The 23,809-nt window shown below is 68.9% G+C and carries 21 protein-coding genes; 14 read left to right on the forward strand and 7 right to left on the reverse strand.

Translation table 11 applies throughout. From position 1 onward, the window contains the following. The 7 genes from MLG87_RS14085 to MLG87_RS14115 all read left to right on the forward strand — a co-directional run bounded on the left by MLG87_RS14085 (position 1) and on the right by MLG87_RS14115 (position 6,439). Positions 1-768 carry an ATP synthase F0 subunit B gene (locus tag MLG87_RS14085; protein WP_243294350.1) on the forward strand — a complete coding sequence of 256 codons (768 nt, stop codon included), beginning with the start codon at positions 1-3 and terminating at the stop codon, positions 766-768. Next, entirely contained in the window at positions 765-1,307 is a 543-nt protein-coding gene (gene atpH, locus MLG87_RS14090; protein WP_243294351.1) for an ATP synthase F1 subunit delta, read from the forward strand. The genes MLG87_RS14085 and atpH overlap by 4 nt, the downstream gene beginning before the upstream one ends. Before the next feature lie 37 nt (positions 1,308-1,344). Then, a complete protein-coding gene (atpA, locus tag MLG87_RS14095) occupies positions 1,345-2,913 on the forward strand; it encodes a F0F1 ATP synthase subunit alpha (protein ID WP_243294352.1) in 1,569 nt (522 codons plus the stop codon). 117 nt (positions 2,914-3,030) lie between these two features. Then, positions 3,031-3,912 carry an ATP synthase F1 subunit gamma gene (atpG, locus tag MLG87_RS14100; protein WP_243294353.1) on the forward strand — a complete coding sequence of 294 codons (882 nt, stop codon included), beginning with the start codon at positions 3,031-3,033 and terminating at the stop codon, positions 3,910-3,912. Between the two features lie 113 nt (positions 3,913-4,025). Beyond that, positions 4,026-5,447 carry a F0F1 ATP synthase subunit beta gene (gene atpD / locus MLG87_RS14105; RefSeq protein WP_243294354.1) on the forward strand — a complete coding sequence of 474 codons (1,422 nt, stop codon included), beginning with the start codon at positions 4,026-4,028 and terminating at the stop codon, positions 5,445-5,447. Positions 5,448-5,562: 115 nt separating this feature from the next. Further along, positions 5,563-5,985, forward strand: coding sequence for an ATP synthase F1 subunit epsilon (atpC, locus tag MLG87_RS14110; RefSeq protein WP_243294355.1), 423 nt, complete (start codon positions 5,563-5,565; stop codon positions 5,983-5,985). A 94-nt stretch (positions 5,986-6,079) separates the two neighbouring features. Further along, a complete protein-coding gene (locus MLG87_RS14115; protein WP_243294356.1) occupies positions 6,080-6,439 on the forward strand; it encodes an Hpt domain-containing protein in 360 nt (119 codons plus the stop codon). Positions 6,440-6,446: 7 nt separating this feature from the next. Here MLG87_RS14115 and MLG87_RS14120 read toward each other — a convergent pair whose 3' ends face one another. Together MLG87_RS14120 and MLG87_RS14125 are read right to left on the reverse strand one after the other, a co-directional pair. After that, positions 6,447-7,208 carry an MBL fold metallo-hydrolase gene (locus MLG87_RS14120; protein WP_243294357.1) on the reverse strand — a complete coding sequence of 254 codons (762 nt, stop codon included), beginning with the start codon at positions 7,206-7,208 and terminating at the stop codon, positions 6,447-6,449. A gap of 77 nt (positions 7,209-7,285) precedes the next feature. Further along, positions 7,286-7,882, reverse strand: coding sequence for a hypothetical protein (locus MLG87_RS14125; RefSeq protein ID WP_243294358.1), 597 nt, complete (start codon positions 7,880-7,882; stop codon positions 7,286-7,288). Between the two features lie 92 nt (positions 7,883-7,974). On the opposite strand from MLG87_RS14125, the gene MLG87_RS14130 reads away from it, so the two are divergent. Continuing rightward, on the forward strand, positions 7,975-9,018 hold the full coding sequence (locus MLG87_RS14130; protein WP_243294359.1) for a tetratricopeptide repeat protein: 1,044 nt from the start codon (positions 7,975-7,977) through the stop codon (positions 9,016-9,018). 93 nt (positions 9,019-9,111) lie between these two features. Next, positions 9,112-9,990, forward strand: a complete 879-nt coding sequence (locus MLG87_RS14135; protein WP_243294360.1) for a phosphoribosylaminoimidazolesuccinocarboxamide synthase — start codon at positions 9,112-9,114, stop codon at positions 9,988-9,990. Here MLG87_RS14135 and MLG87_RS16220 read toward each other — a convergent pair whose 3' ends face one another. From MLG87_RS16220 to MLG87_RS14160, 5 genes are all read right to left on the reverse strand, one after another. Beyond that, the gene (locus tag MLG87_RS16220; protein WP_279341073.1) at positions 9,991-11,268 is read right to left on the reverse strand and encodes a M16 family metallopeptidase; all 1,278 of its coding nucleotides are present in this window, start codon (positions 11,266-11,268) and stop codon (positions 9,991-9,993) included. It abuts the gene before it with no gap. Continuing rightward, the gene (locus MLG87_RS14145; protein WP_243294361.1) at positions 11,265-12,944 is read right to left on the reverse strand and encodes a M16 family metallopeptidase; all 1,680 of its coding nucleotides are present in this window, start codon (positions 12,942-12,944) and stop codon (positions 11,265-11,267) included. Before MLG87_RS14145 ends, MLG87_RS16220 begins: the two co-directional genes overlap by 4 nt. A 13-nt stretch (positions 12,945-12,957) precedes the next feature. Continuing rightward, positions 12,958-13,860: a DUF4097 family beta strand repeat-containing protein gene (locus MLG87_RS14150; protein WP_243294362.1), complete on the reverse strand. Its 903-nt coding sequence runs from the start codon at positions 13,858-13,860 to the stop codon at positions 12,958-12,960. A gap of 115 nt (positions 13,861-13,975) precedes the next feature. Continuing rightward, entirely contained in the window at positions 13,976-14,944 is a 969-nt protein-coding gene (locus tag MLG87_RS14155; protein ID WP_243294363.1) for a LacI family DNA-binding transcriptional regulator, read from the reverse strand. A gap of 71 nt (positions 14,945-15,015) precedes the next feature. Continuing rightward, a complete protein-coding gene (locus MLG87_RS14160) occupies positions 15,016-16,050 on the reverse strand; it encodes a glucokinase (RefSeq protein WP_243294364.1) in 1,035 nt (344 codons plus the stop codon). A 429-nt stretch (positions 16,051-16,479) separates the two neighbouring features. On the opposite strand from MLG87_RS14160, the gene MLG87_RS14165 reads away from it, so the two are divergent. From MLG87_RS14165 to malE, 5 genes are all read left to right on the forward strand, one after another. Next, positions 16,480-18,129, forward strand: coding sequence for an alpha-glucosidase (locus MLG87_RS14165; RefSeq protein WP_243294365.1), 1,650 nt, complete (start codon positions 16,480-16,482; stop codon positions 18,127-18,129). Positions 18,130-18,208: 79 nt separating this feature from the next. Further along, positions 18,209-19,567: a maltoporin gene (locus tag MLG87_RS14170; protein ID WP_243294366.1), complete on the forward strand. Its 1,359-nt coding sequence runs from the start codon at positions 18,209-18,211 to the stop codon at positions 19,565-19,567. Positions 19,568-19,637: 70 nt separating this feature from the next. Further along, positions 19,638-21,326, forward strand: a complete 1,689-nt coding sequence (locus MLG87_RS14175) for an alpha-amylase family glycosyl hydrolase (protein ID WP_243294367.1) — start codon at positions 19,638-19,640, stop codon at positions 21,324-21,326. Positions 21,327-21,388: 62 nt separating this feature from the next. Further along, complete coding sequence (locus tag MLG87_RS14180) at positions 21,389-22,486, forward strand: ABC transporter ATP-binding protein (protein WP_243294368.1); 1,098 nt, start codon at positions 21,389-21,391, stop codon at positions 22,484-22,486. A gap of 45 nt (positions 22,487-22,531) precedes the next feature. After that, complete coding sequence (gene malE / locus MLG87_RS14185) at positions 22,532-23,737, forward strand: maltose/maltodextrin ABC transporter substrate-binding protein MalE (protein ID WP_243294369.1); 1,206 nt, start codon at positions 22,532-22,534, stop codon at positions 23,735-23,737. Positions 23,738-23,809: the final 72 nt, after the last annotated feature.

Consider the following 23,809-nt stretch of genomic DNA (forward strand, 5'->3'; position numbering starts at 1 on the left):
ATGAAGACCCTGAGCATGAAGACGCTGACCCGACTCTCTCTCGCCGCTGCCCTGGCGCTCAGCCCCCTCGGGCTGTCGGCCCAGGCCCACGACACCCACGAAGCTCCCGTTGCCGAGAAGCACGAAACCCCGGCGGCCGGGCATGAAGCCCAGCCCGCGGAGGGCCACGCGCCAGAAGCCCACGGAGCCGAGGCCGCCGGCCACGAAGCTACAGGGCATGAAGCGCATGGCGGCGCCCACCACGGCCCGGCCATGAAGCTCTTCGGCAAGGCCTACGGCAACCTGGGCGCCTTCCTCGTCCAGCTGCTGAACTTCGCCATCTACGCCGCGGCCCTCTTCTTCCTGCTGAAGGGCGCCCTGTCCGCCATGTTCAAGTCCCGCAAGGAGGAGCTGGAAACGATGCTCGCCCAGGCGGAGAAGGACAAGGCCGAGGGCGAGGCCCAGATGAAGGAGATGGAGGCCAAGATGGCCGGGCTTGAAGGCGAGCTGGCAGGCATCCTGGCCAAGGCCGAGACCGACGCCGAGGCCGAGAAGCAGCGCGTGCTGGAGGCCGCGAAAGCCGAGGCCGCCCAGATCCTGGCCCAGGCCCAGGCGGAGATCGGCTTCCAGAAGCGGCAGGCCGAGCAGGAGCTGCGGGCCCTCGTGGCCGAGCTGGCCGTCGAAGGCGCCGCCAAGCGCCTGGAGGCCAAGCTGGCGGGCCCTGACGCCGCCAAGGCCATCGACCGCGCCATTCAGCAGATCGGCCAGCAGACCGGGGGTATCCAGTGAGCAACCGCCTGACCGCCCGGCGCTACGCCAAGGCCCTCCTCCAGATCGGCGACAAGCAGGGCAACGTGCCCCAGCTCCAGCAGGAGCTGGACACCGTGGCCGCCACCGTGGCCGCCAATGCCGACCTCACCCGCCTGGTGGCGTCGCCCCTGGTGCTGCCCACCAGGAAGGCCGAGGTCTTCGAGGCCATCCTCGCCAGCGCCAAGGTGAGCCAGACCCTCCGCCACTTCTTCCGGGTGGTGACCGAGGCCGGCCGCCTGAACCTGCTCGCGGACATCCACCGCACCTTTGCGGAGCTGGTGGACGAGCGGGCCGGCATCGTCGAGGCCCGCGTGTCCAGCGCCCAGGCCCTGAGCGAGGCCCAGTCCAAGGCCCTCGTCGCGTCGCTGGCCGCCCGCACGGGCAAGACCATCCGCCTCTCCTGGCAGCAGGATTCGGCCCTTCTCGGCGGCCTGAAGGTCCAGGTGGGCTCCACGGTCCTGGACGCCTCGCTCCAGGGCCAGCTCCGCCAGCTCAAGACGCAGCTCCTTTCGGCTTAATCCCCTTCGCTTTCACTCGCAGGTTTTGGAGGACTTCATGGACATCCGCGCGGAAGAGATCTCCCGCATCATCCGCAGCCAGATCGAAGGCTTCGACGCCCAGGTGGACGTGGCCGAAGTCGGCACCGTCATCAGCGTGGGCGACGGCATCGCCCGCGCCTACGGCCTCGAGAAGGCCATGGCCGGCGAGCTGCTGGAGCTGCCCCACGGCGTGATGGGCCTCGCCTTCAACCTGGAGGAGGACAACGTCGGCATCATCCTGCTGGGCGATGCCGCCGCCATCAAGGAAGGCGACACCGTCAAGCGTACCGCCAAGATCATGTCCGTGCCCGTGGGCCCCGCCTTCGTGGGCCGGGTCATCGACGCCCTGGGCAACCCCATCGATGGCAAGGGCCCCATCCAGGCGGCCTCCACCAACCCCATCGAGCGCATCGCCCCTGGCATCGTGGACCGCAAGAGCGTTCACGAGCCCATGCAGACGGGCCTCAAGGCCATCGACAGCCTGATCCCCATCGGCCGCGGCCAGCGCGAGCTGATCATCGGCGACCGCCAGACCGGCAAGACCGCCGTAGCTGTGGACACGATCATCAACCAGCGCGACACCGGCGTGATCTGCATCTACGTCGCCATCGGCCAGAAGCGCTCCACCATCGCCCAGGTGGTGAAGACCCTGGAAGAGTACGACGCCATGAAGCACACCATCGTGGTGGCCGCCTCCGCCTCCGAGGCCGCCCCGCTGCTCTTCCTGGCCCCCATGACCGGCGCGGCCCTGGGCGAGTACTTCATGTGGCACGGCAAGGACGGCAAGCCCGCGGGCAAGGACAACCCCGGCGGCCACGTGCTCTGCATCTACGACGACCTCTCCAAGCAGGCCGCGGCCTACCGCGAAATCTCCCTGCTGGTGCGCCGCCCTCCCGGACGCGAGGCCTACCCCGGCGACGTGTTCTATCTCCACTCCCGCCTGCTGGAGCGCGCCTGCAAGCTCAGCGACGAGCGCGGCGCGGGTTCGCTCACCGCCCTGCCGGTCATCGAGACCCAGGCCGGCGACGTGTCCGCCTACATCCCGACCAACGTCATCTCCATCACCGACGGTCAGATCTTCCTCGAGAGCGACCTCTTCAACGCGGGTGTCCGTCCCGCTGTGAACGTGGGCATCTCTGTGAGCCGCGTGGGCGGTTCCGCCCAGGTGAAGGCCATGAAGTCCGTGGCCGGCACCATCAAGCTCGATCTCGCCCAGTACCGCGAGCTGGCGGCCTTCGCCCAGTTCGGCTCCGACCTGGACAAGGCCACCCTGGCCCAGCTCAACCGCGGCCAGCGGCTCGTGGAGATCCTGAAGCAGGGCCAGTACCAGCCCATGTCCGTGGAGAAGCAGGTCGTCAGCATCTGGGCCGCTACCAACGGCTACGTGGATGACCTGCCGGTGCCCCAGGTGCGCCGGTTCGAGAGCGAGTTCATGGCTTACCTCGACGTGAACGCCCCGGAGCTGCTCCGCGGCATCCGCGACACCAAGGTGCTGAGCGACGACGCCAAGGCCCAGCTCAAGACCCAGGTGGCGACCTTCAAGGAGACCTTCCTGGCCTCCCTGAACCAGGCCGCGGGAGCCTAGTCCGATGGCCGGTCTCCAGGACATTCGCCGCCGCATCCGGTCGGTGAAGAACACCCAACAGGTCACCAAGGCCATGAGCTTGCCTTACCGACCCCTTTCGGATTGGAGTAACTAGCCATGGCCGGCCTCCAAGACATCCGACGCCGTATTCGGTCAGTCAAGAACACCCAGCAGGTCACCAAGGCCATGAAGATGATTTCCGCGGTGAAGCTGCGGAAGTCCCAGGAACGCCTGGTGGCCCTGCGCCCCTACGCCGGGAAGATGATGGACGTCGTCCACCGCGTCGTGGGCCGCATCAAGGGTGATTCCGAGATCCAGCCGGGTCCCGCCGCCCAGGCTTTCCTGACTCCCCGCGAGGAGAAGCGCATCCGCGTGGTCCTCGTGGCCTCGGACAAGGGGCTCTGCGGCGGCTTCAACGCCAACGTGCTCAAGGCCGCCACCGCCTTCGCGACGGAAACCCAGGCTGAGATCGTGCATCTGGACGTGGTCGGCAAGCGCGCGGCCGAGTGGGCGCGCAAGCGCAAGCTGACCGCCACCGGGGAATACCTGAACATCCCCCTCGCGGGCTTCCAGCGTGTGGTGACGGAGATCTCCGAAGGCGCCGCCGCCCAGTACCATGCGGGGGAGATCGACGCGCTCTACGTCATCTACAACTACTTCAACAGCCCTGTGGCGCAGACGCCCACGGTCTTCAAGGTCTTCCCCATGGAGCTGGACCGGCGCACCGAGAGCCGCGAGGCCGCCGAGGTGCCCCACCTGCTCGAGCCTGATCCCAACGCGGTGCTGGAGACCCTGCTGCCCCGCTTCGTGGAGACCGAGCTGCTGCGCAACCTCCTGGAGAGCAGCGCCTCCGAGCACGGCGCCCGCATGGCGGCCATGGACAAGGCCAGCAACAACGCCGGCGAGATGATCGCCAAGCTGACGCTGACCATGAACAAGATCCGCCAGGCCAGCATCACCAACCAGATCATCGAGATCGTGTCGGGCGCCAATGCTTGAAACCGCGAAAATCGCGAAAAATCGCGAAATGTGCGGATCCCACTTCTTCGTCTTTTCTTTTCTGTTTCGCGTGATTTAGCGTCTTTCGCGGTTCCTACTCTTTCGAGGTTCCCATGTCCAACCAACTTCAAGGCCGCGTGATCGCCATCGTCGGTCCCGCCGTGGACGTCGAGTTCGACGCCCACCTGCCCGAGATCATGAACGCCCTGCACACCGAGATCGCCGGCGTCACGGTGACGCTGGAGGTGCAGCAGCACCTCGGCGAGAACCGCGTGCGCTGCGTCTCCATGCAGCCCACGGAAGGCATGATTCGCGGCCAGATCGTGACCGACACCGGCAAGGCCATCAACGTGCCCGTGGGTCCTGAGACCCTGGGCCGCATCATCAACGTGGTGGGCGACCCCGTGGACGAGCGCGGCCCCATCGGCCACAAGATGACCCTGCCCATCCACCGCGAAGCCCCCAAGTACGAAGACCTGAACACCTCCTCCGAGATGTTCGAAACGGGCATCAAGGTCATCGACCTGCTGGAGCCCTACGCGAAGGGCGGCAAGACGGGCCTCTTCGGCGGCGCCGGCGTGGGCAAGACCGTGCTCATCATGGAGCTCATCAACAACATCGCCAAGGGCCACGGCGGCTACTCGGTGTTCGCCGGCGTGGGCGAGCGCACCCGCGAGGGCAACGACCTCTGGCACGAGATGATGGATTCCGGCGTCATCAACAAGGACGACATCTCGAAGAGCAAGGTGGCGCTCATCTACGGTCAGATGACCGAACCCCCCGGAGCCCGTGCCCGCGTGGCGCTGACCGGCCTCACCGTCGCCGAGTACTTCCGCGACGTGGAAGGCAAGGACGTGCTGCTCTTCGTGGACAACATCTTCCGCTTCACCCAGGCCGGCGCCGAAGTGTCCGCGCTGCTGGGCCGCATGCCCTCCGCCGTGGGCTACCAGCCCACGCTGGCCACGGAGATGGGCGAGCTCCAGGAGCGCATCACCTCCACGAAGAAGGGCTCCATCACCTCGGTGCAGGCCGTCTACGTGCCCGCGGACGACTACACGGATCCCGCGCCCGCCACCACCTTCGCCCACCTGGACGCCACCACGAACCTGAGCCGTGAGATCGCGGCCCTGGGCATCTACCCCGCCGTGGACCCGCTCGCCTCCACCAGCCGCCTGCTGGATCCCCGCATCCTGGGCGAGGCCCACTACAACACCGCCATGCGCGTGAAGGCCATCCTCCAGAAGTACAAGGAACTGCAGGACATCATCGCCATCCTGGGCATGGACGAGCTCTCCGACGACGACAAGCTCGTCGTGGCCCGCGCCCGCAAGATCCAGCGCTTCCTCAGCCAGCCCTTCCACGTGGCCGAGCAGTTCACGGGCATGCAGGGCAAGTACGTGAAGCTGGAGGACAGCATCAAGGGCTTCAGCGAGATCTGCGACGGCAAGTGGGACCACCTGCCCGAGCAGGCCTTCTACCTCGTCGGCACCATCGAGGAAGCCGTTGAGAAGGCTGAGAAATTGGCGGCGGTTTAACCACCCAGCCAGGTTGAAAAGTCATGGAACGGTACGCCGAGGCATCCACCTTTGATGTCTCGGCAATCCGCGAAGCGGATTCCGAGAAGATGGCCACGGATCCCGAGAGGCAATCATGTCCCAATCCATCAAGCTTGAAGTCGTGACCCCGGAACGTCCCGTCTTTTCGGCCGACGTGGCGGAGGTTCAGTTCCCCACCGCGGCCCGCGGCTACTACGGCATCCTGCCGGGCCACACACCCCTGATGACCGCGGTGGGCGACGGCCTGCTCTACTACGTGCAGGATGGCCAAAAGCACTGGCTGACGGTGTTCGGGGGCTTCGCGGAAGTGGGCCCCGATCGCGTCACCATCCTGGCCCGCGAGAGCGAGACCGTGGACATGATCGACCTCGAGCGCGTCGAAGCAGACCGCCAGCACGCCCTGAAGCTCCTCAAGGAGGCCCAGACCGAGCATGACCTGGCCTCCGCCCAGGCCGCTCTCGACGCCAGCCTCATCCGCCTCCAGGCCGCGGGGCACCCGGCCGGCCACGGATTCTGATCAGTTCATCTCCCGCCGACGTCTTCCACCCGTCCTCATGGACCCGCTGCCCCGGGCCGATGAGGGCGGGTGAAGTCTTCCTGTCGGAGCTGTCTTGCCGGACCTTCCGCCCGTCCTCGATCCCCGTCCCCTCCGGGACCTCCTGGAGATGGGGGCGGAGCCGGGTCTGGTGACGGAGCTGATCGGGCTGCTGGAGGCGGATGTCCCCGCGCGGATGGCCGTCCTGCGGCAGGCCCTGGCGCGCGAGGACGGCGATGCCGCGATACCGGAGGCCCACCAGCTGAAGGGGGCCCTGGGGACCATGGGGCTCCGGCGCTTCGCCGACCTGGGCCACCGGATGGAGGAGCACCTCCGCGCCGGCGAGTGGGAGGCCGCGCGCCACCTCCTGGAGGCGTTTCCCGCCGCCTATGAGGAAGCTCTGGCCGCGATCCGGGCGGCCTTTCCGGAGGCCTGACCGTCCCCTACCAGACCAGCCGTTCGTCCTGTGCCAGCAGGCTGACCCGGCGGTCGCCCAGGGCCTGCAGCTGGGGCAGCATGGTGGCCTTGTCGCCGGGGGTGAGGTGGTAGATCCTCACGGGCACGTCCCGGGTGAGCTTCCGGAGCTCGGTTCCGAGCATGGCGGGGGTCAGATGCTTGGAGGCCTCGGCGAGGCCGGCCTGCTCGTTGGGGAAGCTGGCTTCCGTGATGACCAGGCGCAGGTTGGGTGTGGCGTTGGCTTCCGCCCAGATGCGGTCCGTTCCCGCGGTGTCGCTGGTGAAGATGAAGGCGTCCTTCCCGTCGTCGACCTTGTAGCCGACGCAGGGAACCAGGTGGTTCACGCGGATGGGCGTGATGGCCAGGCCGCAGACGCGGTAGGTGTGCTCGGGCTCGATCTCCGTGTAGCGGATGGTGGGGTCGTTGGGGCTGGGGATCACGCTGAAGTCGGGCCACAGCTCGTCGTTGAAGAGGTGGCGCCGCAGCACGTCGAGGGTCTCGGGCAGGGCGTGGATCTCCACGGCCTCGTGGGTGTGCCCGAAGATGTTCTTGGTGAAGAAGGGCAGGGTGCAGATGTGGTCCAGGTGCGAGTGGCTGAGGAACACATGCTGGATGGCCACCTGCTCGGCCACCGTGAGGGCCGCGGTCAGCGAGCCGGCATCGATGGCCACGCACCCGTTGACGAGCAGGCCCGTGAGGCGCTCGCCCTCGACCTCTCCGCCGCTGCAGCCCAGGACCCTGAGTTCCATCGTCCCTCGGTGTAAGTGGACTCATCATACGAAAAAGGGACGCCGGAGGCGCCCCTTTTTCGTCGCGGAGGCCGACCCTAGAAGCGGATGCCGCCGTAGATGCCGATCTGCACCTGGGGAGCCAGCGCCTCGTTCAAGTCCTTGTAGGTGGCCGTGGTGTCCTTCTTGGTGAGGGGCGCGGCCACTTCCAGCGTGAAGAAGGGGCTGACGATGGGGGTCGGGATGCTGAAGCCCACGTTCACGCGGGCCCAAGGGCGGCCCAGGGTGCTGTCCGTGCTGGCACCGGCGGTGGGGCGGAAGGTGAGGCTCTCGGACCGGTATTCCACGCCAGCGCCCACGTTCACCAAGAGCTTCCAGTTCACCATGGCGCCCACGGCCCAGTACTGGTTCTCCAGCTCGCCGTACTTGGTGCCGCCGTAGGTCAGATCGCCGGTGGTCTTGTTGTGCCAGGTGGCGTTCAGCTGGAGGGCGGCCACTTTCAGGTCCACGATGTCGAAGCCGCCGCGGATGGCGAAGCCCGTGGGACTCACGGCGTCGTACTTCTGGCCCGTGCCGAAGGAAGCGGCCTGGGCCTTGCCCACCTGCTTGTCCAGCAGCACGCCGACCTCGCCGGCGGAGGCCGGAAGGGCGGTCATGGCGGCGAGCGCCGCGAGTGAAAGCAGTTGCCTGCGCATAGGGTCCCCCAATCCGGCAGATATGGCATCATCGGGCCTTCGGTGGCTGTGGTCAACCTCCGCTGGTCCCGGCATCTTGTTAACCTCTGGTCATGCGGGCCCACCTTCGCTTCCTGATCCTGGACGGCTTCGACCCCGATACGGGCGAGCTCGCCCTGCGGGTGGCCTTCCAGTCCGGGCCGGAGCCCGGCATGGACCTGATCCGCCTGCACCTGCACCTGGGAAGGGCCGGCAACGCGCTGGACCCCCTGAGCCGCCAGCTCCGGACGCACGTGCAGATGCCGGTGCCGCCCCTCTGGGAACATGGCCTCAAGACCGTCATCCACGCCATCGAGGAGGAGCTGCCCGGCCCCGAGGGACGAAACCCCCTGCGCTACCTGTGGGTCAGGACCCAGCTGCTCCATCCGGCCGAGGCGGCGCGTTCCACGCCGAACCATCCCGTGGCCCGCCAGGTGGAGATCCTGCGGGACTGGGCGAACCGCCTGGACCAGGAGGGCCAGGCCCTCCGGGCCGCCGAAGTGCTGGATCGCCTGCTGCTCCTCGCGCCCAAGGATGTCGCCAGTCTCGCCTACCTGACCACCTTCTTCCGCGACCAGGGCATGGCCGAGGAGATGGCGGCCGTGGCCGAGCGGTGGGTCAAGGCCGAGCCCGGCCGCCTGGAGGGGCAGCTGCGCCTGGGTGAGGCGCAGCTGCGCCTGGGGCACGCGCGGGAGGCCCGAGCGGCCTTCGAGGCCGTCCTGAAGACCCAGCCGGTCCACCTGCTGGGCCACCTCGGCATGGCCCAGGCCCTGGGGATGCTGGGGGGCAATCCGTTCCCGCACCTGGACGCGGCCCAGGAGCTGGATCCCGCCGCCACGGCTTCGGTGCTGCGGGAGACCTTCGACTACCGGCTGCTGGAGCCCCCGGCCGGGGACCGGGTCCATCCCCTGGACGCGCTGCCGGCCCTCCTCGGCGTCTCTGGCGCCGAGATCCAGGACTTCCTCCAGTTCCTGGGGCTGCCCCTCACGGGGCCCGAGGGCGCCGTGCGCGAATCGGAACTGGCCCGGTGGGCGGGCGTGATGAACCGCTACGCCCTGCTGCCTGGGGGGCTCAACTGGGCGGCCCCCACCCCTCGGCGCCTGCCGGATCTGGTGTAGGAGCTGTCGGCTATCGGCTATCGGCTATCAGTGATCAGTGACGGACCGGTGACGGCCGACCGCTAGGATGGATGTTTCGACTCTGGAGGCTTCATGGCCGTCGTGTTGAGCACCGATCTCCCCTTTCCCGTCTTCCGCCGGGGCAAGGTCCGGGATGTGTATGACCTCGGCAAGCAGCTGCTCATCGTGGCCACGGATCGCATCAGCGCCTTCGACTGCGTGATGCCCGAGGGCATCCCGGACAAGGGGCGCATCCTCACGGCGGTGGCGGCCTACTGGTTCGAGGCCACCGAGGACCTGGTGCCCAACCACTTCCGCGGCAATCCCGCCTGGCCGGCGGCCCTGGAACCCTACCGCGAGGCCCTGGCCGGCCGCGCCGTGGTGGTGGAGAAGACGCGGCCCATGCCCGTGGAGTGCGTGGTACGCGGCTACCTGGCGGGCAGCGGCTGGAAGGAATACCAGAGCGGCCAGTCCGTGTGCGGCGTGCCGCTGCCGGCGGGCCTGCGTCTGGCGGATCGCCTGCCCGAACCCATCTTCACGCCCGCCACCAAGGAGGAGGAAGGGCACGACGAGAACATCAGCTTCGAGCGCATGGCGGAGATCGTGGGCGCGGACCTTGCGGCGCGGCTGCGGGACCTGAGCCTGGCCCTCTACCAGCGCGGCGCGGAGCTGGCGGCCCAGCGGGGAATCCTCCTGGCGGATACGAAATTCGAGTTCGGCCTGAGCGATGCCGGCGAGCTGATCCTCATTGACGAAGCCCTCACGCCGGACAGCAGCCGTTACTGGCTGGCGGACAGCTGGGCGCCGGGGAAGAACCCGCCTAGCCTGGACAAGCAGTTCCTCCGCGACTACCTGGAGACGCTTCCGGGCTGGAACAAGCAGCCGCCGGCGCCGCACCTGCCGGAGGCCGTCATCGAAGGGATCCGGGCCCGGTACCTGGATCTGGCCGGACGGTTCGGCGTGCAGGTCTGATCAGGGGCCGACGGGGCCGGCGAGGACCCCGGTCCGGATGCGGGCCGGGTCCAGCCACCGGCGGAGCCCCTGGTTCAGGGCCTCCACCGTGAGCGCATTCACGCGCGCGGGAGAGACCGACCGTCCCCGCGCGTCGGCCAGGGCCTCGGCCACCTGGGCTTCCGGGTGGAGGGTGATGAGGGCGCGGCTTTCGGACCAGGCGGCCTGGGCGCGGCGGAGGTCCGTCTCGGTGAAGCCGCGCTGACGGATGGCCTGGAGGCGCTCCAGCATCGAGGTCTCGGCGCTGGCCGCGGATCCGGAGGGATCCGACTCCAGCTCGCCTACCAGGTCCAGACCCTCCAATCGGAGCTGCGCGGGAGCCAGGGCCGGGTCTCCAGGAAGAAGCAGGGCGAGAAGCGCCGCTGATTCCGGGTCCAGGTCCTCCGGCTGGGCCGCCACCGCCATGGCCATGAGGGCGGGTCGAGGATTCCGGACCAGGATCCGGGGAGCCTGCGGGGCCGCGGGAGCGGGGGCTGAAGCGGCTGCGGGCGCTGGTGCGGCGGCGGCCTGGGCGGGGACCTGGGTGGCGGCCTCGGTGGCGGCCGGAACCGGCGGCGGCGCCTGGACCACCCAGGTGCCGAAGCTGAGGAGCACGAGGCGCTTGGCCTGTTCCAGGCCGAGGTCGCCCTGGAGGATCAGCACCGCCCGATCGGGCCTCAGCGCGCGAGCGTAGAAGGCCAGCAGGTCCGGGTGGTTGATGGCGGACAGGTGCTCGAGGGTGGGAGCCTGGAGGGTCCAGTCCGGTTCCAGCAGCAGGCGCAGCTTGGCCCGGGGCGCGGCCTCCAGGCGCTCCGTCTCGCGCCAGCTGGCGAGGCGGTCGGTCTCGAGCGTGAGGGAGGTGGCCACCGAGCGGAAGGCGCGATCCGCCAGCAGGCCGAGCGCCAGATCCTGATCCCGGCTCCGGGCCAGAAGGCTCCAGGAGAGGCCGTCCGTCCGGAGGGCGGGGACCAGCTCGATGCCGGCCCCGGCGAGGAGCTGCTCGAACTCGTCGACGCTGAAGGCGCCGGCGTCCGAATGCCCCAGGACACGCAGGGCCAGGGCCGCCAAGCCCGGGTGGACCGTCTCCAGGTCGCGGCTCAGGAGCACGTTCAGGCGGGCCCGGATCAGGGGGCGCTCGTGATCCTCCAGGAGGACCACCCGCATCCCGTTGGGCAGGCTGAAGGTCTGCGGCCGGATCGAGATCTGGGCCCGCCCCGGGAGGGTGAGGAGGATCGCAGCCAGCGCCGCCAGGGGTTTCATCGCTTCTCCGGGGTGAGCTGGGCTTCCAGGAGCTTGAGGGTCCGGCGGCGCTCGTCGAGGCTGAGCATCCGGAGCTGGCGGAGTCCCTCCGAGACCAGGTGCTCCCGCTGGGCCAGGTCCTCGATGCGGGTGGCCGCGAGGGCCTTCAGCACCCGCGCCGTCTCTGCTTCCAGGGGATCCTGGCTCTCGTCCGTGCCCGACTGCAGCCAGAGGGTCGTCCGGTGGCTCGGGTTCAGCCAGGTCCGGGTGGCCAGCTGGACCATCTCCGGCCCCAGGTTCCGCAGGCGCTGGACCTCCTGTTCCGCCTGCCGCCAGTCCCCGGCCTCCGCCCAGGCGCGCGCCAGGGTCGAGGCGAGGGCTCCGGGCTCATCCTGGATGCGGAGCTGCTCCACGTCGATCTGGGTCAGGGCACGCTGCCACTCGTCCGTGGGGATGGGCTCCTGCTGGAGCCGCAGGATCTCCGTGTGCAGGGCGCCTTCGAGTTCCGCGAGGCTGTGGCCTTCCGACGGCACGGCGCGGACCACCAGCAGGCCGGGCAGACGGCCCCCGGGAACATCCATCCACACTTCGGCGGACTGGGCCACGGCCTTCTGGCGCACCAGCCGCTGGGCCAGGCGGCCCGAGGGGCCCTCCAGGAGGCGGGCGGCCATGCGCAGGGCCAGGTGGTCCCGGTGGGGGCGCGCCGGGATGCGCCAGCCCACCAGCAGGGCGGGCGCCCCGCCCAGGCTGGCCTGGATGCGCCGGTCGCCGAGGTCCGCGGGGATCTCCGGCAGGAGGGAGTCCTCCGTCGAGGCACTGGCCGCGCCGACGGGCAGGGCCCCGAAGGTCCGCTCCACGAGGGGCAGGGCCGCGTCCATGCCGAGGCCGCCCACCAGCACCACCGTGAGCTGGTCCGGCCGGCAGGCGCGGCGGGCCCAGGCCTGGAGGTCCGAGCGGCGCATGGCCTCCAGGGCGGGAAGGTGGTCCGCCAGGTCGCGGCCGTACGGGTGGCCGGGCAGGGCGGCGCCCTGGATCATCGGCAGGCCCTGGGGGCCGCGGGACCGCAGCTCCGCCGCCAGGGCGGCGCGGGCTTCGGAGAACCGGCTGAGTTGGAGGATGGTCAGCCGCTGGGCCTCGGTGCGGCACCAGAACTCGAAGTCCGAGGCGGGCAGTTCGGCCTGGACCAGCAGGGCGTCGGCCCCGGCCGTGGCCGTCTGGCGTCCGCCGCGGGCCGCGTAGAGGTCCGCCAGGGGCGAGGTGGAGTAGCGGGCTCGCACGGCCTGGTGCAGGGTCCAGAGATTGGCTCCCAGGGCCTGAGCCTGGTTCGCAGCCTCGGGCGCCTTCCGCTGGCGGAGCCGCTCCAGCCGCAAAGCCTCCAGCAGGCCCTCCTCCTCCTTGAGCAGGGCATCGAGCGAGCCGTTCCCCTTGGCCGGGTCCAGATCCTCGGGCCAGGTGGCGCCATAGAGAGCCCGGGCCAGCAGGTCGGTGGCGCCGGCCAGCGGCGGGGGTTCCTCCGCCCGGCCGCCCCGGAAGACCAGGGCGGCGTGGAAGGCGGTCACGGCCCGCCGCTCCACCACCAGGAGTCGGACGCCGTTCGCCAGGCGCCGCTCCTGCACGTCCTCCGTGCGGGAGTCGAGGAGGGGCGCCTGGGCGCTCAGGCCAAGGACGGCAAGAAGGGGCAGGACCAGGCGTCGCATGGTCCGTAGGGTACTACTTCACCCGGATGCTGCCGTTGGTGGTTTCGAGCCGGATCTGCTGCGTTCGGCCGGGCACCTTCACATGGGCGCTGTGCTTGGTGATCTCGACGATCTGCGCGCCGGGGACCTTGACGTCCATGGAGCCGTTGCTGTTCTCGGCCATCAGCTCGCCCGTGGCCTTGCCCAGCTCCACCTCGATGCTGCCGTTGGTGGATTCCAGGTAGATGCCCTCGCCCCAGCCGTCCAGGTTCCGGGCCCGGACGCTGCCGTTGGTGGTTTCCAGGCGGATGCCGCCGGCCACGTCCTCGAGGACGATGCGTCCGTTGGTGGTGCCGCCCTTGATCCGGGCCGCCAGGTTCCGGGCCTCGATGGGGCCGTTGGTGGTGTCCGCCTGGACCTCGCCCCGGACGTCCGCGACCAGGATGGCGCCGTTGGTGGCCTCGCAGCGGGCGTAGCCCTCGAGGTGCTCCACGGCCACGGTGCCGTTGGTGGTGCGGAAATAGCCCAGGACCCGACGGGGCACCTGGAGCGTCATCTCGCAGCGGGGGCTGATGTAGACGCCGAAGCTCCAGGAGGGCTGCTGGAACATCGCCTCGATGTCCAGGTCCGACCCCTTGTGCTGGAGCACCAGTTCCACCCGGCGCTTCTCGCTGTCGCGGATCTGGGCGGTGAGGGCGACCTCCTCCTTGTCCCAGCCGGTCACCCGGATGCCGCCGTTGCGGTTCTTCACCCAGAGCTTCGACCCGTAGGCGAGCTTCTCCGTTCGCTGCTCCGTGCGCGAGCCGGAAGGCACGTCCACCCCGACCATCGGAGCCGGGGGCGCCGGCGGGGGAGGCGGTGGCGGCAGAGGGGGAGCCTGGGCCAGCAGGGCGCTCCCGACCAGGAACAGGGGGATCCAACGGCTGGAGACGGTCATGGCGGCTTCCGTGGAGGAAAGAACCAGGGCGGGCCTGGATGTGAAGTTCACGGTAATGCCTCGGGGGCGTTTAGTCACCAGGGCTTGTCCCGGTCCCGGCCGGGGCGGCCGGACCTCAGCTTTTCCTGGGGGCGGGCCCCAGCGTGGACCCCTCGACGATCTTCACCGGGACCACCACGTGCCGGATGGCGTCGCGCTCGATGGCCCCGAGGGCCAGTGCGACGGCTTCGTGGGCGATGGCGGGGATGTCCTGGGCCACGGAGGCGAGCCCGGGGTAGAGGTCCACCAGGCCGTCAAAGCCCAGCACGGAGACCTGTTCGGGGACGGCCACGGACAGGTCGGCCAGGGCGCCGAGGGCCCCCACGGCCATCTCGTCCGTCGCGCAAAAGATGCCCGTCGGGCGGTGGCCCTGCTGCCAGGCGTCCCGCATGAGCCGGTAGCCGCCCAGCACCGAGCCCCCGCCCCGCAGGATGACGGGGGCCAGGGACTGGCCGCCGTGCTCGGCCAGGGCGGCGGTGAAGCCGGCCGCGCGGTCCACGGCCCACTGGTGCTCATCGGCCACCGTGAGGTGCAGCAGGTCGCGGTGGCCCAGCGCGAGGAGGCGCATGGCGGCGAGGCGGCCGCCGCCGATGTCGTCGGGCGCCACGCAGGACACGCCCGGGTGGTGGCCGATGAGCGCGCCCGGGACCCCGCGCCGCCAGAGGGTCGCCAGCCGCTGGTCGATGTCGGTGCAATGGAACATCAGCACCGCGTCCAGCCGCCGCCGCACGGGGGTGATGTCCACCGGAAGCTCGATGAACTGGGTGGCGTGCATCTGCATCTCCCGTAGCAGGGCGCGCCAGATGACGCTGAAGTAGGGCGACAGCCGGTTCTCGCCAGCGCCCACCCAGATGCCGAGGGTGTGCTTGCTGCGCCGCGACAGCTCCCTGGCCACGGGGTCCGGCTCGTAGCCGAGCTTCTTCATCACGGCGAGGACCGTTTCCCGCGTTTCGGCGGCCACGGTGGGCTTGCCGTTGATGACGCGGCTCACCGTGCCCGTGGAAACACCGGCCTGGCGGGCGATCTCACCGATGGTGATCTTCATGGGGGCCGCCGGGAAAGGAGCTCGGGAGAAGGGAAGGGACCACCCATGAATAGCGTTCGGTCATCCGGGCGTCAATCCAGGCAGTCCAGGGCGCGGGCCGCGCCGTAGAGGCTCAGGTCGTAGTCCCGGGTGATGAAGACCGGCGTTTCCCGGGTGAGGACGTCGATGTGCGGGCGGTAGTTCCGCTCGAACCGGGCCATGAAACGGCCGCCCTCCAGGAATCGCTCGGAGTTCTTGGCGGCGATGCCCCCGGCGAGGAAGAGCCCCCCCGTGGGCAGGAACGCGGCGCAGAGCTCGGCGCAGACCCGGGCGTAGAGGTCCACGAACATCGCCATGGCGCGGGCACAGGCCGGATCCCAGCCAGCACGGGCGGAGATGGCGGCGGGCTGGTCCGCGGCGGGAAGGTCCAGGAGGGCAGTGGTTCCAGCCGCCCCCTGCGCGCGGCCCGAGTCGAGGAGGAAGCGGAGGATGCGGGCCAGGCCCTGTCCGGAGACGGCCAGCTCGGCGCCCGGCGGGCCAGTCAGGCCGTCAGCCAGGTGCCTCCAGAGGGCCAGGGAGTCCTCGTCGAACACCGGCAGGCCGATGTGCCCCCCTTCGCTGGGGTAGGCCCGCGCGCCCTGGGGCGTGCGCACGATGAAGCCCGCGCCGAGGCCCGTGCCGGCGCCCACCACCAGGGCGAGGCCCTTGGGATCTGCCTTGGGGAGGCTGCCGTCGCCGTGGGGAAGGGGGAGGACCTGGCGGCCGTCCGAGAGGTCCAGCTCGAGCACGCCGCAGGACAGGGCGGTGAAGTCGTTGATCAGGCGGATCGGGATGCCCAGCGCCTGCTCCAGCTCGGCGCCGTCCATGTCCCAGGGGGCGTTGGTGAGGCGGATGCGGCGATCGAGGACCGGGCCGGCCCCGGACAGGCAGGCCCGGACCGGCCGGTCAGCCGGAGCAGAGGCGAGGAACCGCCGGATCGGCCCCAGGATGGACGGCTCATCCTGGGTGCTGAAGCGTTCCTTCCGGTGGAGGCGGTAGCCGGATTCGCCGGGCGCCAGCAGGGCCAGGCTGAGGTTGGTGCCGCCCACGTCCGCCACCAGGATGAGGTTGTCAACGGTTGCATCCACTGGATATCACCTCAGCAGGTCCCGAAAGCGGGGCAGTACCGCCCCTTCAGGCCATGACGGCCGGCCAGGATCAGATTGTTCCCTCCGGAGCGAGGCGTCCACTGGATCCCACGACCCGCTCCCGACGGATCAGGATGACCCCCGGCTGGGCCTCGGCGACTGAAAGCAGCCTGAATGCTGCATCGCATGCGAATCGTCAAAAAGTTCCCCCTCCCCTGAATTCCTTTCTTGACACGCCCATGACACCAGTCGACCATACCTGCGACTTCCTTGTAACCGTTTACACACCCCTCGACGCCACACCCCTGTCCCCATCCATGTTTCCTGCAGATACCCAGGATTGATCCACCGCGAATATCGATTTGTAACCGGTTACATTCGATTTTCCCACTTCCCGCCTTCGTCCTCACTCCAAAAGGAACTCAGACCATGCCCGTCCGGGATACCGTCACCCACCCGATCCCAGGCACCGAATGGTGGCGCGGGGCGGCGGTCTACCAGATCTACCCCCGGAGCTTCCAGGACACGAACGGGGATGGCATCGGCGACCTTCCGGGCATCACCGCCCACCTGGCCCATGTGGCCGGCCTGGGGGTGGACGCCATCTGGATCTCGCCCTTCTTCACCTCGCCCATGAAGGACTTCGGCTACGACGTGTCGAACTACCGGGGCGTGGATCCCACCTTCGGCACGCTGGCGGACTTCGACCGGCTGGTGGCCGAGGCGCACCGCCTGGGCCTGAAGGTGCTCATCGACCAGGTGCTGTCCCACTCCTCCGACCAGCACGCCTGGTTCAAGGAGAGCCGCGCCAGCCGGACCAATCCCAAGGCGGACTGGTACGTCTGGGCCGAGGCCAAGGCGGACGGCACGCCGCCCAACAACTGGCAGTCGGTCTTCGGCGGCTCCGCCTGGACCTGGGAGCCGCGGCGACGGCAGTACTACCTCCACAACTTCCTGGAGTCCCAACCGGACCTCAACTTCCACCATGAGCCCGTGCAGGCCCAGATGCTCGAGGAGGTTCGCTTCTGGATGGAGCGCGGCGTGGATGGTTTCCGCTTCGACGCCTGCAACTTCCACTTCCACGACCAGCGGCTGCGGAACAACCCGGCGGCCCGGCCCGGATCCGTGGAGCTCACCTCCGTCCAGGAGGGCAACCCCTACGGGCGGCAGATCCACCGCTACGACAAGACCCAGCCCGAGAACCTGGGGTTCCTCAAGCGCCTCCGGACGCTGCTGGACCAGTACGGCGCCATGAGCGTGGGCGAGATCGGCGACGAAAGCGCCCTCGCCACTATGGCCGAGTACACGGCGGACGGCGACAAGCTGCACATGGCCTACGGATTCAGCCTCTTCACGGACGAGTTCAGCGCCGGGCGCATCCGGTCCGTGGTGGAGGAGTTCGAGCGCCATGTCCGTCGCGGCGGCGGGTGGGGCTGCTGGTCGCTTTCCAACCACGACAGCGTCCGGGTGGTCACCCGCTGGGGCAAGGGCGTGGATGATCCCGCCTTCCCGAAGCTGCTGCTGGCGGTGCTGGGCTCCCTGCGGGGAAGCTTCTGCATCTACCAGGGCGAGGAGCTGGGCCTGCCCGAGGCCGAGGTGCCCTTCGACCGCCTCATCGACCCGTACGGCATCACCTTCTGGCCGGACTTCAAGGGTCGGGACGGCTGTCGCACCCCCATGCCATGGACCAGCGAGGCGCCGCGGGGCGGATTCTCGACGGTGGAACCCTGGCTGCCCATGTTCCCGGATCACCTGCGCCGCTCCGTGGCGGCCCAGGCCTCCGATCCCGATTCGGTGCTGGGCTTCTACCGGCGCTTCCTCGCCTGGCGGAAAGGTTTCGAATCCCTCCGGCGCGGGACCATCCGGTTCCAGCGCACTGTCGAGCCCCTTCTGGCCTTCCGCCGCGAGGCCGGCGATGAGCACATCCTGGCGGCCTTCAACCTGAGCCCCAACCCCATCAGCCACACGGTTCCCCGTTCCGTCCAGCCCCTCGACGGGCCTGGCCTCCCGGCCTGCCGCCTTGAAGGCCGGACCCTCCACCTTCCCCCTTGGGGAGGGTTCTTCGGCCGCATGGCCTGATCCCATGCGCCGGCCCTCCCTCCGCAAGCTTCCCACCCAACCCGCCGCCCCCGCGGCTTCTCCCACTGGAGGCAAGACCATGAAGTCTCTCTCCCTCATCAAGGCCGCGCTGCCCCTGGCGCTGGCCTGCGGACCGCTCCTCGCGCAGGACGTGGTCGAAATCCACGGCTACACCCGCATGGGCGTCGGCCGCTCGTCGAACGGCGGCGAGCAGGTGTCGTTCTTCATGGCCAACACCGGCGGCGCCCCCACCAACGGCCCCGGCTACCGCCTCGGCAACGAGACCGACAACTACCTCGAGCTGGCCGTGGACGTGAAGGCCTATGAGAAGGGCAACACCACCTTCAAGCTGCACTTCCGCCCGACCTTCCGCCAGTTCTACCAGGTGCGCGACGCGTCGGCCGACGCGGGTGGCAACGTGGACAACAGCAAGGTCGCCAACCCCAACCAGATGGTCTACCTCCGTGAGACCTGGGGCGAGGCCACCGGCATCTTCGGCAACAGCGGCCCCTTCAAGGACGCCTCCCTGTGGGCCGGCCGGCGCTTCTACATGCGCCAGGACCTCCACATCCGCGACCAGTGGTACTGGAACAACAGCGGCGACGGCGTGGGCATCGAGAACATCGACTTCGGCGCCCTCAAGCTCCACTACGCCTACATCCAGCACGACACTGGCAACCTGGGCAGCGACTGGAACAACGGCGCCATCCTGGGCACCGTGAATCCCTACAGCCAGTGGGTGGGCGGCGGCGGCCACACGATCGTGGGCTCCCACGACTTGCGTGTGTCCGACATCAAGCTCTGGGAAGGCGGATCGCTGACCTTCGGCGTGCAGTACAACGACGCCCGCACGAAGACCGGCTACGAGAACGATGGCAACAAGAACAACGGCATCCAGTACAACCTGATCGTCAACCAGGCCGGCGTGCTCGGCGGCGACAACCGCGTCTACGCCACCTGGGGCAACGGCTCCACCTACTGGAACTGGTACAACCCCGACGTGAAGACCGAGAACAACTGGTGGCACGTCATGGACATCTTCTACATCAAGCCGGTGTCCAACCTCGAGATGCAGGGCGTGGTGCAGTACCGGAAGCAGAACGGCAAGGGCACCATGGAAGGCACCACGAACGCCTGGACTTCCGTCGGCGTGCGTCCCACCTACTTCTTCACCAAGCACTTCTCCGTGGCGTATGAAGTCGGCTTCGACAAGCTGAAGTTCGACAACGAGGATGAGGCTCGCAAGCTCCTCAAGAACACCATCGCGCTGCAGTGGAGCCCCCAGGCCTCCTTCTGGAGCCGCCCGGTGATCCGCCTCTTCGTCACCCGCGCGGACTGGAACAAGAACGCCAACAACTGGAACCTGATCGGAGAAGGCCAGTTCGGCAACTCCCTCCAGGGCCTGACGTTCGGCGCCCAGGTCGAGGCCTGGTGGTAATGGCTGGCTGACGAAACGGCCCGTCCTCCGGGACGGGCCGTTTCCTGGCTCCTGACGCAAAGGACCGGATGTGAAGATCCCCCGCCTGATGACGGCCACGGCCCTGCTCGCCTACCTCCTGGTGGGCGGGATGGCCTGCGTCGGCCCCAAATCGAGCGACGCCAGCCGCTACCCGGTGGACACCACCACCATCGCCCCCGGGCAGCAGCTGGAGAATGCCCCCGGCTGGTACCGGGACGCGGTGGTCTACCACGTCTGGGTGAAGGCCTTCGCCGACGGCGCCTACCAGGACGGCATCGGCGACCTGCCGGGCCTCCAGGGGAAGCTGGACTACCTCCAGTCCCTGGGCGTGAACACCCTGTGGCTCTCGCCGATCTTCGAGTGCGGCTACAAGGGCGACAACATGCACGGGTACGACACGACGGACTACTACGCCGTGAACGACCGCTTCGGCACCCGCGCGGACCTCAAGGCCCTCATCGAGGCCGTGCACGCGAAGGGGATGCGGATCCTCTTCGACTTCGTGCCGAACCACACCTCCACGAAGCACCCCTGGTTCACGAATGCCGCCACGCGGGACAGCTGGTACATCTGGAGCGCCGGCCAGCCCGCGGGCTGGGGCCTCCCCTGGGGCGGCGGAACGCCCCAGGACGTCTGGAAATCCGGCGCCTCGGGCTATTTCTACACCTCCTTCGCCACGGACACCCTGGCGGACCTGAACTTCTACAACCCCGCCGTCCAGGCGGAGATGCGGAAGGTCCAGGCCTACTGGCTGGACCGCGGCTTCGACGGGATGCGCGTGGACGCCGTCCGCTACCTCTGCGAGACCGGCCCCGGCCAGCAGGCGGACCAGCCGGACACCCACGCGCGCCTCCAGGCCTTCCGCGCGCTGCTGGACGAGTACGACAGCGGCGACCTCCATCCCCATCCGGGTGGCGACCCCACGAAGCACAGCAGCAAGGCCATGATCGCCGAGGCCTGGACCAACGATGCATCCGGCGTGGCCCCCTACTACGGCAATGGGACGAACGAGTTCCACCTGTGCCTGGACTTCAGCGCGCCCTGGGCGGTCTACAACACCATCAGCCGGGGGGACGCCACGCAGCTGACCTCCCTCTGGGAGTATGAGCAGCGCACCTACCCGGCAGGCTATCGCTCGGCCACCTTCGACTCGAACCACGACAACCTCATCTCGCGCCCCGGCACCCAGTACGGCGGCGACCGGAGGAGGATCATCCTGGCCGAGGCCCTGAACCTCCTGTCCCCCGGCACGCCCATCCTCTACTACGGCAACGAAGTGGGCATGACCGGCAAGGCGGGCTCGGACATCAACCTCCGCCAGCCCATGGACTGGGCGGCGGTGGCGGCCCAGACGGGCCAGCCCGACTCCATCCTGAGCTGGTGCACCTACCTCATCCAGGCCCGGAAGACCTACCCGGCCCTGCGCGGCGGCTACACCACCCTCTCCACCGACGTGGGCACCGGCAAGGCCCTGGCCTACCTCCGGGACGCGGGCACCGAGCGGGTGCTGGTGGTGGCCAACCTCACGGGCGCGGCCCAGACCGTCACCGTCTCCGGGTTGACGGCCCTCGGCGTGCCCGTCTCCGGTCCCGTGCAGGCCATCCTGGGCGACCTGAAGGGCGCCGGCGCCCTCAGCGGCGACACCTACACCGCCACCGGCCTGCCCTCCTTCGGGGTTCGCGTGCTCTACGTGGCCGGCACAGGCTTCCAGGGCACCCTCCACGGCGACCTGAACTGACCTTGCCTCCCGGGCCCCGCGGCCCTATCCATCTGGCTCCACCTGTCTCCACCGGAATCCCCATGGCCGACCTCCAATTCAAAGCCCTCCGCAAGTCCTTCGGGGACATCGAGATCCTCCACGGGATCGACCTCGGCATCACGGACGGGGAGTTCGTCGTCTTCGTGGGGCCGTCGGGCTGCGGGAAGTCCACGCTCCTGCGCTGCATCGCCGGCCTGGAGGAGATCACCAGCGGCGAGCTCTACATCGGAGGCCGCCAGGTGAACGAGGTGCCGCCCTCCAAGCGCGGCATCGCCATGGTGTTCCAGAGCTATGCCCTCTACCCCCACATGACCGTGGCCGAGAACATGGCCTTCGGCCTCAAGCTCGCCGGGCGTCCGAAACAGGAGATCACGGAGGCCGTCCAGCGGGCCGCCCAGATCCTCCAGATCGAACCCCTGCTCGATCGCCGTCCGAAGGCGCTGTCGGGGGGACAGCGCCAGCGGGTGGCGATCGGCAGGGCGATCGTGCGGAAGCCCGGCGTCTTTCTCTTCGACGAGCCCCTGTCCAACCTGGATGCCGGCCTGCGCGTGCAGATGCGGGTGGAGCTGGCCCGCCTGCACAAGGACCTGGCCACCACCATGGTCTACGTCACCCACGACCAGGTGGAGGCCATGACCCTGGCCGATCGCATCGTGGTCATCAACGAGGGCCGCATCGAGCAGGTGGGCACGCCCCTGGAGCTCTACCGGCGCCCCTCCAACCGCTTTGTGGCCGGCTTCATCGGCTCGCCCAAGATGAACTTCCTCCCCTGCACGCTGGTCTCCGCGACGGAAGCGCTGGCCACGGTGCGGCTGGAGGATGGCACCCAGGTGACCGCCCAGGTCGACGCCCGGGGCCAGGCCGAGGGCGCGGCGCTCACCTTGGCCATCCGCCCCGAACGCCTCCTGGCCGAGACCGCCTCCGGCGAAGGCACGGCCCGCACCTCCGTGATTGTGTCGGAGCACCTGGGCGACACCGTCTTCCTGTACGTCCATGCCCCCGGCGGCCAGGGCCAGCTCACCGTGAAGGCCCTGCCCGAGACCCCCCTCCGGACCGGCGACGAGACCCACCTCCATTTCCCGGCCAAGCACTGCCACCTGTTCGGCCCGGACGGCCGGGCCTGCACCCGCCTCATCTAGCGTTCTCATCCACCGGACCTTCCGGCCCAACCCAAGGAGACTGTCGTGAGTCATCCATCCACCCTCCGCAAACTGGCGGCCACCACCGCCACCCTGCTCGTCGCCGGCGCCCTGACCGTGGCCCAGGCCGCCGAGAAGGGCAAGCTCCTCATCTGGATCAACGGCGACAAGGGCTACAACGGCCTCCAGAAGGTGGGCGACGAGTTCACCAAGAAGACCGGCGTGAAGGTCGTCGTCGAGCACCCCGAGGACGCCCCCGGCAAGTTCCAGGCGGCCGCCGAAGAGGGCAAGGGGCCCGACATCTGGATCTGGGCCCATGACCGCGTGGGCGAGTGGGCCGACAGTGGCGTCATCAACGCCGTGACCCCCGGCAAGAAGATCAAGGACCAGATCGATGAGAAGGCCTGGCAGGCCTTCACCATCAAGGGGAAGGTGTGGGCCTACCCCGTGGCCATCGAGGCGGTCTCCCTCATCTACAACAAGAACCTGGTCAAGACCCCGCCCAAGACCTTCGAGGAGATCTTCGCCCTCGACAAGAAGTTCGCGGCCCAGGGCAAGAAGGCCATCCTGTGGGACTACACGAACACCTACTTCACCATGCCCATGCTGGCGGCCAACGGCGGCTACGCATTCAAGATGAACGCCGACGGCACCTATGACCAGAAGGACACGGGCGTGAACAACGCCGGGGCCGTCATCGGCGCCGAGTTGCTCACGAAGCTGGTGAAGGAGGGCGTGATGCCCAAGGGCGCCACCTATGCCGACATGGAAGCCCAGATGGCCCAGGGCAAGCTCGCCATGATGATCAGCGGCCCCTGGGCCTGGGACAACCTCAAGAAGGCCAAGATCAACTTCGGCGTGGCCAAGCTCCCCAGCGTGGCCGGCAAGCCCGCCAAGCCTTTCGTGGGCTACATGGGTGCCATGATCACCAAGGCCGCCTCCTCCGCGGGGAACGTGGACATCGCCCGCGAGTTCATCGAGAACAACATGCTGACGCTGAAGGGGCTCGAGACCATCAACGCCGACGTGGCCATCGGCGCCCCCGCCAACAAGGCCGCCTACGCCAAGATGAAGAACGATCCCTTCATCCAGGTCTCCATGGCCAGCGCCACCGATGGCGTCGTCATGCCGAACAACCCCCGCATGGGCCGCTTCTGGGCCGCCATGGTCTCCGCCCTGAACAACATGACCGAAGGCCGCCAGACCCCGAAGGAAGCCCTGGACGCCGCCGCCAAGCGGATCCTCAAGTAGCCGTTCCTCCCGGTGCGGGGCGGGCCTCTGGGTCCGCTCCGCCGCCCGGGGCCCTCCTCCCGATTCGGATCC

Origin of the sequence: Geothrix mesophila (assembly GCF_022808835.1) — a bacterium.
GTDB classification, from domain to species: domain Bacteria; phylum Acidobacteriota; class Holophagae; order Holophagales; family Holophagaceae; genus Geothrix; species Geothrix paludis.